The 13,137-nt window shown below is 74.2% G+C and carries 17 protein-coding genes; 7 read left to right on the forward strand and 10 right to left on the reverse strand.

Annotated features, from left to right (window positions below; genetic code table 11):
- The first annotated feature begins 138 nt into the window (after nucleotides 1–138).
- The gene (locus ABIH81_RS27925) at nucleotides 139–411 is read left to right on the forward strand and encodes a hypothetical protein (protein ID WP_349877860.1); all 273 of its coding nucleotides are present in this window, start codon (nucleotides 139–141) and stop codon (nucleotides 409–411) included.
- A 24-nt stretch (nucleotides 412–435) separates the two neighbouring features.
- On the opposite strand, the gene ABIH81_RS27930 is transcribed toward ABIH81_RS27925, so the two are convergent.
- On the reverse strand, nucleotides 436–1,455 hold the full coding sequence (locus tag ABIH81_RS27930; protein WP_349877861.1) for an adenosine deaminase: 1,020 nt from the start codon (nucleotides 1,453–1,455) through the stop codon (nucleotides 436–438).
- Nucleotides 1,452–2,243: a trans-aconitate 2-methyltransferase gene (locus tag ABIH81_RS27935; RefSeq protein ID WP_349877862.1), complete on the reverse strand. Its 792-nt coding sequence runs from the start codon at nucleotides 2,241–2,243 to the stop codon at nucleotides 1,452–1,454. Before ABIH81_RS27935 ends, ABIH81_RS27930 begins: the two co-directional genes overlap by 4 nt.
- Before the next feature lie 85 nt (nucleotides 2,244–2,328).
- Here ABIH81_RS27935 and ABIH81_RS27940 point away from each other — a divergent pair, with 85 nt between their 5' ends.
- Nucleotides 2,329–3,312 (forward strand): aldo/keto reductase, encoded by a 984-nt coding sequence (locus ABIH81_RS27940; RefSeq protein WP_349877863.1) that lies wholly within the window; start codon nucleotides 2,329–2,331, stop codon nucleotides 3,310–3,312.
- An 82-nt stretch (nucleotides 3,313–3,394) separates the two neighbouring features.
- On the forward strand, nucleotides 3,395–3,586 hold the full coding sequence (locus ABIH81_RS27945) for a hypothetical protein (RefSeq protein WP_349877864.1): 192 nt from the start codon (nucleotides 3,395–3,397) through the stop codon (nucleotides 3,584–3,586).
- An 81-nt stretch (nucleotides 3,587–3,667) separates the two neighbouring features.
- On the opposite strand, the gene ABIH81_RS27950 is transcribed toward ABIH81_RS27945, so the two are convergent.
- From ABIH81_RS27950 to ABIH81_RS27980, 7 genes are all read right to left on the reverse strand, one after another.
- A complete protein-coding gene (locus ABIH81_RS27950; protein WP_091424054.1) occupies nucleotides 3,668–3,871 on the reverse strand; it encodes a cold-shock protein in 204 nt (67 codons plus the stop codon).
- A gap of 288 nt (nucleotides 3,872–4,159) precedes the next feature.
- The gene (locus ABIH81_RS27955; protein WP_349877865.1) at nucleotides 4,160–4,432 is read right to left on the reverse strand and encodes a DUF4235 domain-containing protein; all 273 of its coding nucleotides are present in this window, start codon (nucleotides 4,430–4,432) and stop codon (nucleotides 4,160–4,162) included.
- Nucleotides 4,429–4,770: a DUF3618 domain-containing protein gene (locus ABIH81_RS27960; protein WP_349877866.1), complete on the reverse strand. Its 342-nt coding sequence runs from the start codon at nucleotides 4,768–4,770 to the stop codon at nucleotides 4,429–4,431. Before ABIH81_RS27960 ends, ABIH81_RS27955 begins: the two co-directional genes overlap by 4 nt.
- The gene (locus ABIH81_RS27965; RefSeq protein ID WP_013285414.1) at nucleotides 4,767–5,201 is read right to left on the reverse strand and encodes a phage holin family protein; all 435 of its coding nucleotides are present in this window, start codon (nucleotides 5,199–5,201) and stop codon (nucleotides 4,767–4,769) included. Before ABIH81_RS27965 ends, ABIH81_RS27960 begins: the two co-directional genes overlap by 4 nt.
- A gap of 240 nt (nucleotides 5,202–5,441) precedes the next feature.
- Complete coding sequence (locus ABIH81_RS27970) at nucleotides 5,442–6,638, reverse strand: mechanosensitive ion channel domain-containing protein (protein ID WP_349877867.1); 1,197 nt, start codon at nucleotides 6,636–6,638, stop codon at nucleotides 5,442–5,444.
- A gap of 77 nt (nucleotides 6,639–6,715) precedes the next feature.
- On the reverse strand, nucleotides 6,716–7,537 hold the full coding sequence (locus ABIH81_RS27975; RefSeq protein WP_349877868.1) for a DUF1206 domain-containing protein: 822 nt from the start codon (nucleotides 7,535–7,537) through the stop codon (nucleotides 6,716–6,718).
- Nucleotides 7,538–7,602: 65 nt separating this feature from the next.
- Nucleotides 7,603–7,962 carry a hypothetical protein gene (locus tag ABIH81_RS27980; RefSeq protein ID WP_349877869.1) on the reverse strand — a complete coding sequence of 120 codons (360 nt, stop codon included), beginning with the start codon at nucleotides 7,960–7,962 and terminating at the stop codon, nucleotides 7,603–7,605.
- A 97-nt stretch (nucleotides 7,963–8,059) separates the two neighbouring features.
- Here ABIH81_RS27980 and ABIH81_RS27985 point away from each other — a divergent pair, with 97 nt between their 5' ends.
- Together ABIH81_RS27985 and ABIH81_RS27990 are read left to right on the forward strand one after the other, a co-directional pair.
- Complete coding sequence (locus ABIH81_RS27985) at nucleotides 8,060–9,286, forward strand: cysteine desulfurase-like protein (RefSeq protein ID WP_349877870.1); 1,227 nt, start codon at nucleotides 8,060–8,062, stop codon at nucleotides 9,284–9,286.
- Nucleotides 9,283–9,570 (forward strand): GNAT family N-acetyltransferase, encoded by a 288-nt coding sequence (locus ABIH81_RS27990; RefSeq protein WP_349877871.1) that lies wholly within the window; start codon nucleotides 9,283–9,285, stop codon nucleotides 9,568–9,570. Before ABIH81_RS27985 ends, ABIH81_RS27990 begins: the two co-directional genes overlap by 4 nt.
- 45 nt (nucleotides 9,571–9,615) lie before the next feature.
- Here the strand turns inward: ABIH81_RS27990 and ABIH81_RS27995 are convergent, their stop codons facing one another.
- Entirely contained in the window at nucleotides 9,616–11,115 is a 1,500-nt protein-coding gene (locus ABIH81_RS27995; RefSeq protein WP_349877872.1) for a glycoside hydrolase family 3 protein, read from the reverse strand.
- A 139-nt stretch (nucleotides 11,116–11,254) separates the two neighbouring features.
- Here ABIH81_RS27995 and ABIH81_RS28000 point away from each other — a divergent pair, with 139 nt between their 5' ends.
- Both ABIH81_RS28000 and ABIH81_RS28005 read left to right on the forward strand, forming a co-directional pair.
- Nucleotides 11,255–11,377 (forward strand): hypothetical protein, encoded by a 123-nt coding sequence (locus tag ABIH81_RS28000; protein WP_349877873.1) that lies wholly within the window; start codon nucleotides 11,255–11,257, stop codon nucleotides 11,375–11,377.
- Nucleotides 11,378–11,471: 94 nt separating this feature from the next.
- A complete protein-coding gene (locus ABIH81_RS28005) occupies nucleotides 11,472–13,103 on the forward strand; it encodes a RecQ family ATP-dependent DNA helicase (protein WP_349877874.1) in 1,632 nt (543 codons plus the stop codon).
- Nucleotides 13,104–13,137: the final 34 nt, after the last annotated feature.

The raw sequence follows: 13,137 nt of genomic DNA on the forward strand, positions 1-13,137 counted from the left end.
CCCATCAGTTCCGTCGGCCGGGACGCCCCGTAAGACCTTCCGGCCGACGGATCATGCGCGCGGCGGGAGTCCGGTCCCCCCACACCTCGCTCCCGTCGCGCGCGCTCTCCCGTCGATCCCGGGCGCGAGGTGACCGTCATGCCACCGGCCGTCAGTCGTCTGCTCCGCTGGGCCGCCGTCATCGGCCTGGGCATCGCGCTCACGCTCGCGGTCTGGCAGGATCCGGTGCTCGCGCACGGTCCCGTCCGGCCCGCGCCCGTCGCTCCCGGTCCCGCTGCCGCGCTCACCGCGCTGGCGCTGTCCGGGATGCTGCTGACCGCGCGACGCCGACCGCCCCGGGTGTCCCGGCGGCCGGCGCCCGTACGGCCGCTCAGCGCGCCCGTACGGCGTGCACGAACGCACCGAGCGTAGCGAGGGCCGTGAGGGCATGCCCGGTCAGCCGGCAGCCAGGTACGCGTCGATCTCGGCGGTGATCCGGGCCTGCTCGGCCGGCGCCAGGAACGCCGCCGCCACCGCCTCGCGGGCCAGCGCGGCCACCCCGTCCGGGCCGAGCCGCAGCAGCCGGGCGGCCACCGCGTACTCGTCGTCGAGCGTGGTGCCGAACATCGGCGGGTCGTCGGAGTTGATGCTCACCGGCACGCCGGCCTCGACCAGCCGGGGCAGCGGGTGCGCGTCCAGGCTCGGCACGGCCCGCGTGCGCACGTTGGACGTCGGCGAGATCTCCAGCGGGATCCGCCGCTCGGCGAGATAGGTCAGCAGCGCCGGATCCTGCACGGCGGAGATGCCGTGGCCGATCCGCTCGGCGCCCAGCTCGCGCAGCGCGTCCCAGATGGTCTCCGGGCCGGTGGTCTCGCCGGCGTGCGGCACCGAGCGCAGCCCGGCCGCCCGGGCCTGGTCGAACCAGGGCTTGAACTGCGGCCGGGGCACCCCGATCTCGGGGCCGCCGAGGCCGAAGCTGATCAGCCCGTCGGGTCGTTCGTCGAGCGCGATCCGCAGCGTCTGCTCGGCGGCGGGCAGGCCGGCCTCGCCGGGGATGTCGAAGCACCAGCGCAGCGCGATGCCGAAGTCGGCCTCGGCGCGCTTGCGGGCGTCCTCGATCGCCTCGCAGAACGCCGGCGCCGGGATGCCGCGGTTGACGTGCGAGTACGGCGTGACCGTCAGCTCGGCGTAGCGGACCTGCTGGCGGGCCAGTTCCCGGGCGACCTCGTGGGTGAGCAGCCAGACGTCGTCGGCGTCGCGGATCAGGTCCACCACGCTGAGGTAGACCTCGATGAAATGGGCGAAGTCGCGGAACGCGAAGTAGTCGGCGAGCGCCTCCGGGTCGGCCGGTACGGGACTGCGCCCCTCGTGCCGGGCGGCCAGCTCGGCGACGATCCGGGGCGAGGCCGAGCCGACGTGGTGCACGTGCAGCTCCACCTTGGGCAGTCCGGCGATGAAGGTGGGCAGGTCGGTCACGAGTTCTCCTCTGCGCGGGCGCCGGTACGGGCCACCATGAAGATCCGGCGGAACGGGAAGTACACCTGACCCTGCCGCACCGGGTACGCCTGCGCGAGCCGTACCCCCAGCTCGGCGCGGAAGGCGGCCCAGCCGGCGGCGTCCAGCGCGGCGCGGACCGGGCGCAGCGCGGTGCCCTCCATCCAGGCCAGCACCGGGTGGTCGGCGCCGGCGGCGGGCAGCAGATGCACGTACGTAGTCTCCCAGGCGTCCACCGCGCAGCCCGCGCCGGTCAGCAGCGTGGCGTAGCCGACCGGCTCGTCGACCGGTGCCTCGCGCAGCTCTCCGGCGAGCGCGTCGCGCCACCGGTCCCCCGCGGCGACGGAGCGCAGCAGCCGGTGCGACGGCGCGCCGAAGTTGCCGGGCACCTGGAACGCCATCCAGGCGCCGGCCGGCAGCGCCGCCGCCCAGCGGCGCAGCAGGTCACGGTGTTCCGGCACCCACTGGAGCACGGCGTTGCCGACCAGCACGTCCACGTCCGGCTCCGGCCGCCAGTCGCGGACGTCCCCGGCCGCGTACGTGACCGGACCGCCCTCGGCGCCCGCCCGGGCGATCATCTCCGGGGAGGAGTCCAGGCCGGTGACCCGGCTGCCGGGCCAGCGGTCGGCGAGCGTGGCGGTGAGGGTGCCGGGGCCGCAGCCGAGGTCGACCACGGCGCGCGGGTGCTCGGCGCCGACGCGGGCCAGCAGGTCATAGAACGGCCGGGACCGTTCGTCGCCGTAGCGCAGGTAGGTGCACGGATCCCACATGGCAGACCTCCAAACCGTACGTACGTCTTGCTAGACCGTACGGCCCGGCGCGCGCCACGGCAAGCCGCTCACTAGGCTCGACCGGGTGGAACAGCGCAGCTTCGACCGGCTCGGCCGGCACGTCGGCATCATCGGACTCGGCGCGTGGCAGCTCGGCGCGGACTGGGGCGAGGTCAGCGAGGACGACGCGCTCGCCGTGCTCGCCGCCGCCGTCGACGCCGGCGTCACCTTCCTGGACACCGCCGACGTGTACGGCGACGGCCGCAGCGAGGCCCTGATCGGCCGGTTCCTGCGCTCCCGCCCCGGGCACGGGCTCACCGTGGCCACCAAGATGGGCCGCCGGGTGGAGCAGACGCCGGAGGCGTACACCCTGGACAACTTCCGGGCCTGGACCGACCGGTCCCGGGCCAACCTCGGCGTCGACACGCTCGACCTGGTGCAACTGCACTGCCCGCCCACCGCCGTCTTCGCCGACGACCGGGTCTTCGACGCGCTCGACACGCTCGTCGCCGAGGGACGCGTGGCCGGGTACGGCGTCAGCGTGGAGACCTGCGACCAGGCGCTCACCGCCATCGCCCGGCCCGGTGTGGCGAGCGTGCAGATCATCCTCAACGCGGTCCGGCACAAGCCGCTGGAGCGGGTGCTGCCCGCCGCCGCTGCCGCCGGGGTCGGGATCGTCGCCCGGGTGCCCCTGGCGAGCGGCCTGCTCTCCGGCCGGTACGACGAGAACACCACGTTCCCGGCTAACGACCACCGCACGTTCAACCGGCACGGCGAGTCGTTCGACGTGGGCGAGACGTTCTCCGGCGTCGACTACGACAGCGGCCTGGCCGCGGTGCGCCGGCTCGCGCCGCTGGTCGGCGACGACCGTACGATGGCGCAGTTCGCGCTGCGGTGGATCCTCGACCAGCCCGGCGTGACGGTGGTGATCCCCGGCGCCCGCTCCCCCGAGCAGGCCCGGCGCAACGCCGAGGCGGCCGGGCAGCCGGCACTGACCGAGGTGGAGCTGGCCGCGGTGCGGGCCACCTACGACGAGCTGATCCGCCCGCAGGTGCACGACCGGTGGTGAGCCGGCCGGCTGGCGCGGCGTCGCCGGGCGTCGGCGGCGGCGGGCATGCTGGAGCGGGACTGTCGTCGTCGGAGGGGGAACGATGAGGGGTTGGTTCCGGCTCACCCTGGGACTGCTCGCCGTGGTGCTCGGTGCGCTGTGGACGGTGCTGGGCCTCGGGTACGTCGAGGGCAGCGCCATGAGCGACCAGCGGATCTGGGCGCTGGTCGGCCCGGTGCTCGTCCTGTTCGGACTGGCCGGGCTCTGGTGGGGCATGCGGGCGCGGCGCCGCTGAGGCGCCGGGCACGGTGAAGCCCCGCCTCCCGTGCGGGATGCGGGGCTTCCGGCACCGGCCGGCGCGGCCGGTGCGGTCAGCTCAGATGGGGCGGACCTGCTCGGCCTGCGGACCCTTCTGACCCTGGGCGATCTCGAACTCCACCCGCTGGTTCTCCTCCAACGTGCGGTAGCCGCTGGACTGGATGGCCGAGAAGTGGACGAACACGTCAGCACCCCCGCCGTCGACGGTGATGAAGCCGAAGCCCTTGTCAGCGTTGAACCACTTCACGGTTCCCTGCGCCATGTGTATCTCCTTCTAAAACTGGCGGCCGAGCACGCCGTGCGGCCGATTGGCCGTTTTCGAGCAGCGGCGCCTGAGGCGGCCCCCAATGCAGGAGACTTCTCTCAACCCACGCGTCTCTCAACAGCGTGAGACAGCAAACCACGTACGCAAAAACTTCGCACAGCCTACCGGACGAAATTCTCCGACATGTGACCTGAAGGTCGCGCGGACGGCGCTGCGCGGCCCTGCCGGAGCCATGCGAAAGGCCCCTTCCCCGCGCTCGGGAAAGGGACCTTTGCGACCTTTTCGTCAGTCCGGCCAGCGACCGGTCAGCCGGCGTACGCCGACCGCTCCGCCCCGGTCGACGGCGGCCCGCACCACCGCGAAGATGGCCCCCTGCAGGGCCGCGGCGGCCAGCACCTCGCCCCAGCGGCGGTCCTCGTCGGTGGCGCTCGGCGCCTCGCCGTCGCCCGCCGTCACCTTCCAGACCTGGCGGAAGATCGCCCCGGCGACGGTACCGGCGGCCAGGCCGAGCAGCACCCCCACCGGCTTGTACGCCGCCTTGCCGATCTTCCCGCTCACCTGCGCCTCCCTCGGACGATCACCAGCACCACCGCGGTCACCAGCGCGCCGGCCGCGACGGCCGCCCACGGCAACGGGTTGCGCCCGACCGCCTCACCCTTCTCGTACGCCTGCGCCCGGACCAGCCGGGCCCGCTGGGCCGCCCGCCCGCGTACCCGGGCCGCGGTCAGCGACGCCTGCTCACGCACCCGCGCCTTCGCCGCCTCGGCGGAGTGCCGCACCAGCGCCTTCGGATCGGCCCTGGCCGCGAGCAGCTCCATCGTCTCACCGAGTTCCACCCGGGTCCGGCGGATCTCCTCCCGGAGCGCCGCCACGTCCCCGGTCCCGTTACCGGTCATGCCCGCCTCCCGTCCTTCACCGCGGCGGTGACCGTGTCGACGTCCGCCCGAACGCTGCGGACCGCCGCCTGGGGCACCGGCGGGACGGCACGGCTGACCTGCTTCTTGCCCACGAGCGCCAGGATCCCGGCGAGCAGGAACAGCGCCACCGCCACGATCAGGGCGGCCAGCCACGCCGGCATGACAAGCGCCAGCAGCAGGATCACGGTGGCGACCAGGGCGCCGGCGCCGTAGAGCGCCATCACCCCGCCGCCGCCGAACAGGCCGATCCCGATCCCGGCGTGCTTGCCCTTCTGGGTCAGCTCCGCACGGGCCAGGGCCAGCTCGTCCCGCACCAGGCGGGTGACCTGCTCGGTGGCGCGCTGAACCAGTTCGGCGGTGGACGGCTCGCTCCCGGTCCGCGACGTGCTGCGACTCGCGACGTCAGCCATGCTGTCCTCCTTTCGTCATCACCGCGCTGTATGCCCGGAGTCGCCGCCCGTCAATCCTGCGCGGCGCGGCCGGTCCGCCCGGCCGCGCGCCGCCGCGACCCGGTGCCGGGCACCGGATCCGGGGCGTGCGCACCACGTCCCCCGCAACCGCCCGGCCAAACCCGTCCGGCGCGAAAGCCCTCCGGACGCGGGAACCCCCGGCGCCGTGGGCGGCCAGGGGCTCCGATCGGGGTACGCCGGTCAGCGACGCGCCTCGGCGTGCTCCTCCCGGCCCACGAACGCCTCGCTGCGTGCCTCGCCGTCGTCGCTGCCGCCGAAGACACGCGCGTCGTCGGGCGCCTCGGTGCCGGTCGGACGGCGTACCGGGCGGCGCGGCTGCACCGCCTGCCAGGGCAGCGGGCCGGTGGTGTCACCGACCTCGGCGCGCAGCCGGGGCAGCGCGGTCGGGCGCTGGTCGCGTACCCAGGTCACCAGGTGCTCGCGGACCAGGCACCGCAGGTCCCACAGGCTGCCCGCGTCGGCGGCGCTGACCAGCGCGCGGACCCTGACCATGCCGCCGGTGGCGTCGGTCACCTGAAGTACGCAGACCCGGCCGTCCCACAGCTCGGTGCCCTCGCACAGGCGGCGCAGCTCCTCCCGCATCGCCTGCACCGGGACGGCCCAGTCCAGCTCGAACTCGGCGGTGCCGAGCACCGCCGCCTCGGTACGGGTCCAGTTCTGGAACGGCCGGCTGGTGAAGTACGAGGTGGGCAGGATCAGCCGGCGGTCGTCCCAGATCTGCACCACCACGTAGCTGAGCGTCAGCTCCTCGATCCGGCCCCACTCCCCCTCGACCACCACCACGTCGTCCAGGCGCACCGCGTCGCTGAAGGCGAGCTGGAGACCGGCGAAGACGTTGCCGAGCAGGCTCTGCGCGGCCAGCGCGGCGACCGCGGCGATCACACCGGCGGAGGTGAGCACACCGGCGCCGATGCCGCGTACGGCCGGGAACGTCATCAGCATCACGCCGACCGTGAGGATCACGATCACCGCGATGGTGAGCCGGCGCAGCAGCACCACCTGGGTACGCACCCGGCGGGCGTGCCTGTTGTTCGGCACGTCGACCCGGAACCGGGCCAGCGCGGTGTCCTCCGCCACCACCAGCAGCGCGGCCACCAGCCACGCGGTGGCGGCGATCGTCGCCAGCACCAGCGTGTGGAGGACGAACTGCCGCCACGGGCTGCCGACCGCGTACCCGGTGCTGAACCGGACCGCGAACTGTACCGCGGCCACGGTGAGCGCGACCTGGAACGCGCGGTGCGCGTGCTCGGTCAGCTCGGTCATCAGCAGCGACCGGCGGCCGAGGCGGCGGGTGACCCGGTGCACCACCTGGGCCAGCACCAACGCCATCGCCGCCGCGGCGAGCGCGGCGGCGATGGTCATGACGTAACTCTGCACGAACTCTCTCTCCCTCCGCCCGGGCGGCAATCGGGCAAAGGCCCAATCGTGCCCGGCGGCCCGGGTATCGACCAGGATCAGACCTTGCGGAACCGGGACTGGAAGAAGCAGTAGACGCCGAACGCGGCGATGCCGAGCGCCATGACCGCCAGCAGCCACGGCCCGTACGGCTGGTCGCGCAGCGTCCGCAGGGCGGCGTCGAGGCCACGCGCCTTCTCCGGGTCGTAGTTCACCGCGGCGACCACGATCAGCAGGCCGGTGATGGCGAACACGGAGCCCCGGGCGGCGTACCCGGCCATGCCGAGACGGCGGGTGAGCTGCCGGGTCTTCGGGCTCATCTCGCCGGTCTTGAGGTTGCGCTCGAACTTCTTCTTCAGGCCGTAGATCACCATGCCGACGCCGACCGCGGCGAGTACCAGACCGGCCAGTCCGACGAGCCAGCGGCCGCCGTCGGAGGCCATCAGCTTCTCGGTGAGCTGCTCCTGCCGGTTCGAGGCGTTGGCGCTGGCGTCCTGGACCACCTTGATCGCGGTCCAGCCCAGCCAGACGAAGACGACGACCCGGACCACCGAGGCGATCCGCTCGAAGATCCGTTCCTTGCCGGTCTTGGACACGTGGCCGAAGGCTGCCTCGAAGGCCTGCCAGATCGCCATGGCGAACAGGCCGACCGCCACCGCGATCAGGACGAACTTCCCGAGCGGCTGTTCGCCGAGGGTGCGCAGCGCGCCGTTCTGGTTCCCCTCCTCCCCCGAGTTACCGAAGGCGATCTGCAGCGCCAGCCAGGCGAAGAGGAGGTGTACCACCCCGTATCCGATGAATCCGGCACGGGTCAACAGTTCGAGCCACCGGCTGTTACGAGCCTGCGCGGCGGTGGCTCCGGCGTTCCGGGTGAGAGACATGAGCCCTCAATCTCCCGGCGGACGATTTTCCAAACGTCGCCGCCCGCCGGGACGGCCGAAACGGATCAGGCGTTGAGGTCGCGGTCGACCCGCACCACCACCTGCTGCTCGGTGACGCTGTCCAGGCTGACCTGGAAGCCGGCCACCTCGGTGGCCTGCTGGCCCACGGTGAGCGAGAGCTGTTCGCCGGCGACCTCGACCGTGACCTGGTCGCCCTCGGCGCCGACCAGCTTCGCCTCGACGCCGAAAACCCGGGCGCTGGCGTCCACGCCGCGGTCGAAGGTGATCGTGCAGGCGTCGAGGCCGCAGTCGGTCTCGGCGCCCTCGGAGCTGCATCCGGAGAGCAGTGCGGCGCCGAGGGCGAGGCCGGCGAGCAGACCGGCGGTGCGGCGGGCGGGGGCGGAGGTGGCGCGTCGGATCGTCACCCGTCCAAGGATAGGCGGCCCGTTCCACAGCGCCGGCGTACGCGGTGCGGCCGGTCACGCCGGGCGGGGTGTCCGGCGTGCGCGCTAGGGTGCCGGAATGGCTTTCGACGTCGCCCGGGTCCGGGCCGCCTACCCTGCCCTGGGCGAGGGATTCGCCCACTTCGACGGCGCCGGGGGCACCCAGACCGCCGCCGCTGTCGTCGAGGCGGTGGCCGGGGCGATGCGCGCCGCGACGGGCAACCGCAGTGCCGCCTTCCTGCCCGGCCGCCGGGCGCTGGATCTGGTCGCCGGGGCGCGGGCCGCGGTCGCCGACCTGCTGGGCGCGCAGCCGCCGGGCGTGGTGCTCGGGCCGAGCGCCACAGCGCTGACGTACACGCTGGCCCGGACGCTCGGCGCCGGCTGGCGTCCGGGCGACGAGGTGGTGGTCTCCCGGCTGGACCACGACGCGAACGTCCGCCCGTGGGTGCAGGCCGCGCAGGCGTCCGGCGCCACGGTGCGCTGGGCCGAGTTCGACCCGGCGACCGGCGAGCTGCCCGCCGGCCAGTACGCCGACCTGGTCACCGAGCGCACCCGGCTGGTGGCGGTGACCGCCGGCAGCAACGCGATCGGCACCGTGCCGGACGTGGCGGCGATCGCCAAGACCGCGCACGCCACCGGTGCGCTGGTGTGCGTGGACGGTGTGCACTCGGTGCCGCACGGCCCGACCGATCTGGCCTCGCTCGGCGCGGACTTCCTGGTGACGAGCGCGTACAAGTGGTCCGGTCCGCACCTGGCGGCGATGGTCGCCGACCCGGCGCGCTGGGAGGCGCTGCGCCCGGCGAAGCTGCTCCCCTCCGCCGACGGGGTACCGGACCGGTTCGAGTACGGCACGCCGAGCTTCCCGCTGCTGGCCGGCGTGACCGCCGCGGTGGACCACCTGGCCGGCCTGGATCCGGCCGCGACCGGCGACCGGCGGGCACGGGTACGCGCCGGGCTGGCCGCCGCGCAGGCGCACGAGGAGGCGGTCTTCGACCGGCTGCTCGCCGGACTGGCCGGCCGTCCGTTCGTGACCCTGTACGGCGCACCGGCCCGGCGCTGCCCGACGGTGTCGTTCCGGGTGGCCGGACTGGCTCCGGCGCAGACGGCGGCGGCGCTGGGCGAGGCGGGCCTGTGCCTGTCGCACGGCGACTACTACGCCTACGAGTACTTCGAGGCCATGGGCCTGCGGGGCGGCGGCGGCGCCGTGCGGGCGAGCGTCTACCACTACAACACCGTCGACGAGGTGGACCGGCTGCTGGCCGAACTGGACCGGCTGGCCGGGTCCGGAGGGAGAATGATCCGGTGAGCTTTCTGGTCGAGGAGAACACCGCCGAGCGCCGTTTCGAGATCCTGGTGGACGACGCGCTGGCCGGGTTCAGCGCGTACACGCCCCGGGGCGAGACGCTCGTCTTCACGCACACCGAGGTCGACGACCGGTTCCGGGGTCAGGGCGTCGGCGCGGCGCTGGTCCGGGGCGCGCTGGACCAGGTCCGCGCCCGGGGCGGCCGGGTGGTGCCGCAGTGCCCGTTCGTGGCCTCGTTCATCGAGCGCCACCCGGAGTACGCCGACCTGGTGGTCGGCAAGCCGTGAGGCCCGGCCCGGCCGGGGGACCTCCCCACCCGGCCGGGCCGGGAGTCAGCGCGCCCCGGTCAGCACCTCGGCGGCGGCTCGCGCCGCCGCGGCGGTGGCGCCGTGGGTGGCCAGGTGCACCGCGCCGGTGACCAGCTCGGGCACGCCCAGCTCGACCACCACCGCGTCCGGGCGGGCGGTGAGCGCCCGGCGTACCGCGTCCCGCATCCAGTCGTGGCGGTGCAGGTCGCGCACCACGAGCACCAGTGGCCGGCCGGCGGGTGCCGCGCCCGGGTCGGCCGGTACGGCGTCGGCGGCGTAGCGGGCGGTGGTGGTGCCGGGCGCCAGGTGGGCCAGCGGTGCGGCGATGCCCCACGGCGTCTCCTCGCCGATGGCGATGTTGCGCGGGGGCGCGAACTCCACCACGTGCGCCGGACCGGTCAGCGGCAGCAGCCCGGCGTCGCCGGTGACCCGTACCGCGCGGCGGGCGGCGGCCAGCCCGATCGGTGAACCGTCGGCGGACGGCGGGCCGGCGACCCGGCGGGCGCGGGCGGCGACGCTCCACGCGGCGAGCTGACCGACCCGCTTCGCCGCCTCGGCGAGCCGCTCCTCGGGCAGCTGGCCGCTGATCACCGCGGCGACGATCGCGTCGCGCAGCTCGCAGGCGTCCGCCTCGGTCGCCCGTTCCCCGCCCACACAGATCGCGTCGGCGCCGGCCACCAGCGCGCGCACCGCGGCGCCGGTGAAGCCGTACCGGTCGGCGACCGCGCGCATCTCCACCGCGTCGGTGACCACCACGCCGCCGAAGCCCATCTCCTCGCGCAGCACGCCGCCGAGCACGCGCGGGCTGAGCGTGGCGGGCAGCTCCGGGTCCAGCGCCGGCACCAGCAGGTGACCGGTCATCACCGCCTGTGCCCCGGCCGCCACGGCGGCGCGGAACGGGGCCAGCTCGACCGCGTCGAGGCGGGCCCGGTCGCCGCCGATGCGGGGCAGGTCGTGGTGCGAGTCGACCCGGGTGTCGCCGTGCCCGGGGAAGTGCTTGGCGCAGGCGGCGACACCGCCGGACTGCAGGCCGCGTACCCAGGCGGCGGTGTGCCGGGCGACCAGGTCCGGGTCGGCGCCGAAGGAGCGCACCCCGATGACCGGGTTGGCCGGGTTGGAGTTGACGTCGGCGTCCGGGGCGTAGTCCAGCGTCACGCCGACGGCTGCCAGTTCGGCGCCGAGGTCGCGGGCGACCTCCTCGGTCAGCGCCGGGTCGTCGACCGCGCCGAGCGCGTAGTTGCCGGGGCGGGAGCTGCCCCGGGCGGACTCGATCCGGGTGACGTCGCCGGCTTCCTCGTCGATCGCCACGATGACGTCCGGCCGCTCGGCGCGCAGGTTCGCGGTGAGCGTGGCGACCTGCTCGTGGTCGACGACGTTGCGGGCGAACAGGACGACCGAGCCGAGGCCCTCGCCGAGCCAGCGGCACACCCACGGCGGCGGTGTGGTGCCGACGAACCCCGGTTGCAGGACGGCGGCGGCGAGCGCCGCCAGGTCTCCGGTCGATCCCACGGTCCGCTCGCTCATGTGCTGTCGTACCCCCGTCTCCCCCACGGACCCGCCGGGGTCGACGGGTGCTGACATGGTCACACCGCGCAGGGAAATAGTCAACAATCCTTACTGTTAGCCGCTGGCGCCCCGGCACCACCCGTGGGAGAGTTCCCACATGTCCGCTCTGCCGCTCGCCGACGCCACCCGCGCCGCCGACATCCCCGGCGTACGCCTGCTCGGCCTGGTGGTCGGCGGCCTGTTCCTGCTGATCGCGATCCGGGCCATGTTCCGCCGCTGATCTCGCGCCGGTACCAGCGCGAGATCCCGCCGCGATTGCGGTGATCGGCGGTGGCGGTTTCGCGCGGGATCACCGGGGGTAGCTGAGGCGCTTGATGAAACTGACCACGCACTCCTCCAGCCTGCGCCGGGCGGCGCGGAACCTGTTCGGCTGGACCGCGCTGCGGCCCAACCAGCTCGCCGCCATGCGCGCCGTGATGAAGCGCCGCGACGCACTGGTGGTGCTGCCCACCGGCGCCGGCAAGTCGGCGATCTACCAGATCCCGGCCAGCCTGATCCCCGGCCCGACGGTGGTGATCTCCCCGCTGCTGGCGTTGCAGCAGGACCAGATCGCCGCGCTGAACGAACGGCAGCGTCCGGAGCTGCGCGCGGTGCGGATCAGCTCGGACGAGAGCGCCGCCCAGCAGGCCGAGGCGATCGAGGACATCCGCGCCGGGCGCGCGGAGTTCCTGTTCATCACGCCGGAGGCGCTGAGCAACCCGGACCGGCTCGCCGAGGTCCGCGAGCTGAAGCCGGCGCTGGTGGCGATCGACGAGGCGCACTGCATCTCGGCGTGGGGCCACGACTTCCGGCCGGACTACCTGGCGCTCGGTCACCTGATCGACGGTCTGGGCCGTCCGCCGGTGGTGGCGCTCACCGCGACCGCCTCCCCGCCGGTACGCGACGACATCATCGCCCGGCTGCGGCTGCGCGAGCCGGAGGTGGTGGTCTCCGGGCTGGACCGGCCCAACCTCTTCCTGGAGGTGGCCCACTGCCCGACCGACGACTACCGGTGGCGGCGGCTCATCACGCTGCTGCGCGACGACGAGCGGCCCGGCATCATCTACGTGCCGACCCGGCGGGCGGCCGAGGAGCTGGCCGAGCGGCTCACCGGCGCCGGATTCCCGGCCGAGTTCTACCACGGCGGCATGCCCACGGCGGCCCGGCACGAGCTGCACGAGGCGTTCCTGGCCGACCGGGTGCCGATCATGGTGGCCACGTCGGCGTTCGGCATGGGCATCGACAAGCCGAACATCGCCTGGGTGGTGCACATGGCGCTGCCCGACTCGCCGGACAGCTACTTCCAGGAGATCGGCCGGGCCGGACGCGACGGCTCGCCGGCCCGGGTGCTGCTGCTGTGGCGCTCCGAGGACGTCGGCCTCCAGCGCTACTTCAGCGGTGGCCTGCCGGACGAGAAGGAACTGACCGAGCTCGCCGCGGTGCTGCGCGGCAAGGCCCGCAACCGCAAGGAGCTGCGCGAGCTGACCGGTCTCGGTCCGCGCAAGCTGGGGCAGTACCTGTCCCTGCTGGAGCAGGTCGGGGCCGCCGAGCCACGCGCCAAGCAGCGTATCGGCGCGCCCCGGTACGCGCCGGCGGCCGCCGAGTCCGGCCGCGCCGCGCTGGCCGAGGCGGAACGGCAGCAGACGGTGACCCGGTCGCGTACCGACATGATGCGCGCGTTCGCCGAGACCACCGGCTGCCGGGGCCAGGCCCTGCTGGCGTACTTCGGTGAGCAGATGAACGAGGTCTGCGGGCACTGCGACAACTGCCACGCGGGCACCAGTGTCGCGGGGGACGGCGCGGTCGGGCCGTTCCCGGTGCACAGCCAGGTACGCCACCCGGAGTGGGGCGCCGGCCTGGTGCTCAGCTACGAGGAGGACCGGATGACCGTGCTCTTCGACGAGGTGGGCTACAAGACGCTGTCCGTGCGCGTGGTGTCCGAACAGGGCCTGCTGGAGCTGGACTAGCCTGACCCGGGCGCCGCGGGGCGCCCGTCGACAA

The sequence above is a fragment of the Micromonospora sp. HUAS YX12 genome, from assembly GCF_040215685.1.
In the GTDB taxonomy this organism is placed as follows: domain Bacteria; phylum Actinomycetota; class Actinomycetes; order Mycobacteriales; family Micromonosporaceae; genus Micromonospora; species Micromonospora tulbaghiae.

What these genes read in the sequence shown, in the direction of transcription:
- ABIH81_RS27925 (WP_349877860.1), top strand. Translation starts at nt 139, where the DNA reads ATGCCACCGGCCGTCAGTCGTCTGCTCCGCTGGGCCGCCGTCATCGGC.
- ABIH81_RS27935 (WP_349877862.1), bottom strand. Translation starts at nt 2,243, where the DNA reads ATGTGGGATCCGTGCACCTACCTGCGCTACGGCGACGAACGGTCCCGG.
- ABIH81_RS27945 (WP_349877864.1), top strand. Translation starts at nt 3,395, where the DNA reads ATGAGGGGTTGGTTCCGGCTCACCCTGGGACTGCTCGCCGTGGTGCTC.
- ABIH81_RS27950 (WP_091424054.1), bottom strand. Translation starts at nt 3,871, where the DNA reads ATGGCGCAGGGAACCGTGAAGTGGTTCAACGCTGACAAGGGCTTCGGC.
- ABIH81_RS27960 (WP_349877866.1), bottom strand. Translation starts at nt 4,770, where the DNA reads ATGACCGGTAACGGGACCGGGGACGTGGCGGCGCTCCGGGAGGAGATC.
- ABIH81_RS27965 (WP_013285414.1), bottom strand. Translation starts at nt 5,201, where the DNA reads ATGGCTGACGTCGCGAGTCGCAGCACGTCGCGGACCGGGAGCGAGCCG.
- ABIH81_RS27975 (WP_349877868.1), bottom strand. Translation starts at nt 7,537, where the DNA reads ATGTCTCTCACCCGGAACGCCGGAGCCACCGCCGCGCAGGCTCGTAAC.
- ABIH81_RS27985 (WP_349877870.1), top strand. Translation starts at nt 8,060, where the DNA reads ATGGCTTTCGACGTCGCCCGGGTCCGGGCCGCCTACCCTGCCCTGGGC.
- ABIH81_RS27995 (WP_349877872.1), bottom strand. Translation starts at nt 11,115, where the DNA reads ATGAGCGAGCGGACCGTGGGATCGACCGGAGACCTGGCGGCGCTCGCC.
- ABIH81_RS28000 (WP_349877873.1), top strand. Translation starts at nt 11,255, where the DNA reads ATGTCCGCTCTGCCGCTCGCCGACGCCACCCGCGCCGCCGACATCCCC.
- ABIH81_RS28005 (WP_349877874.1), top strand. Translation starts at nt 11,472, where the DNA reads ATGAAACTGACCACGCACTCCTCCAGCCTGCGCCGGGCGGCGCGGAAC.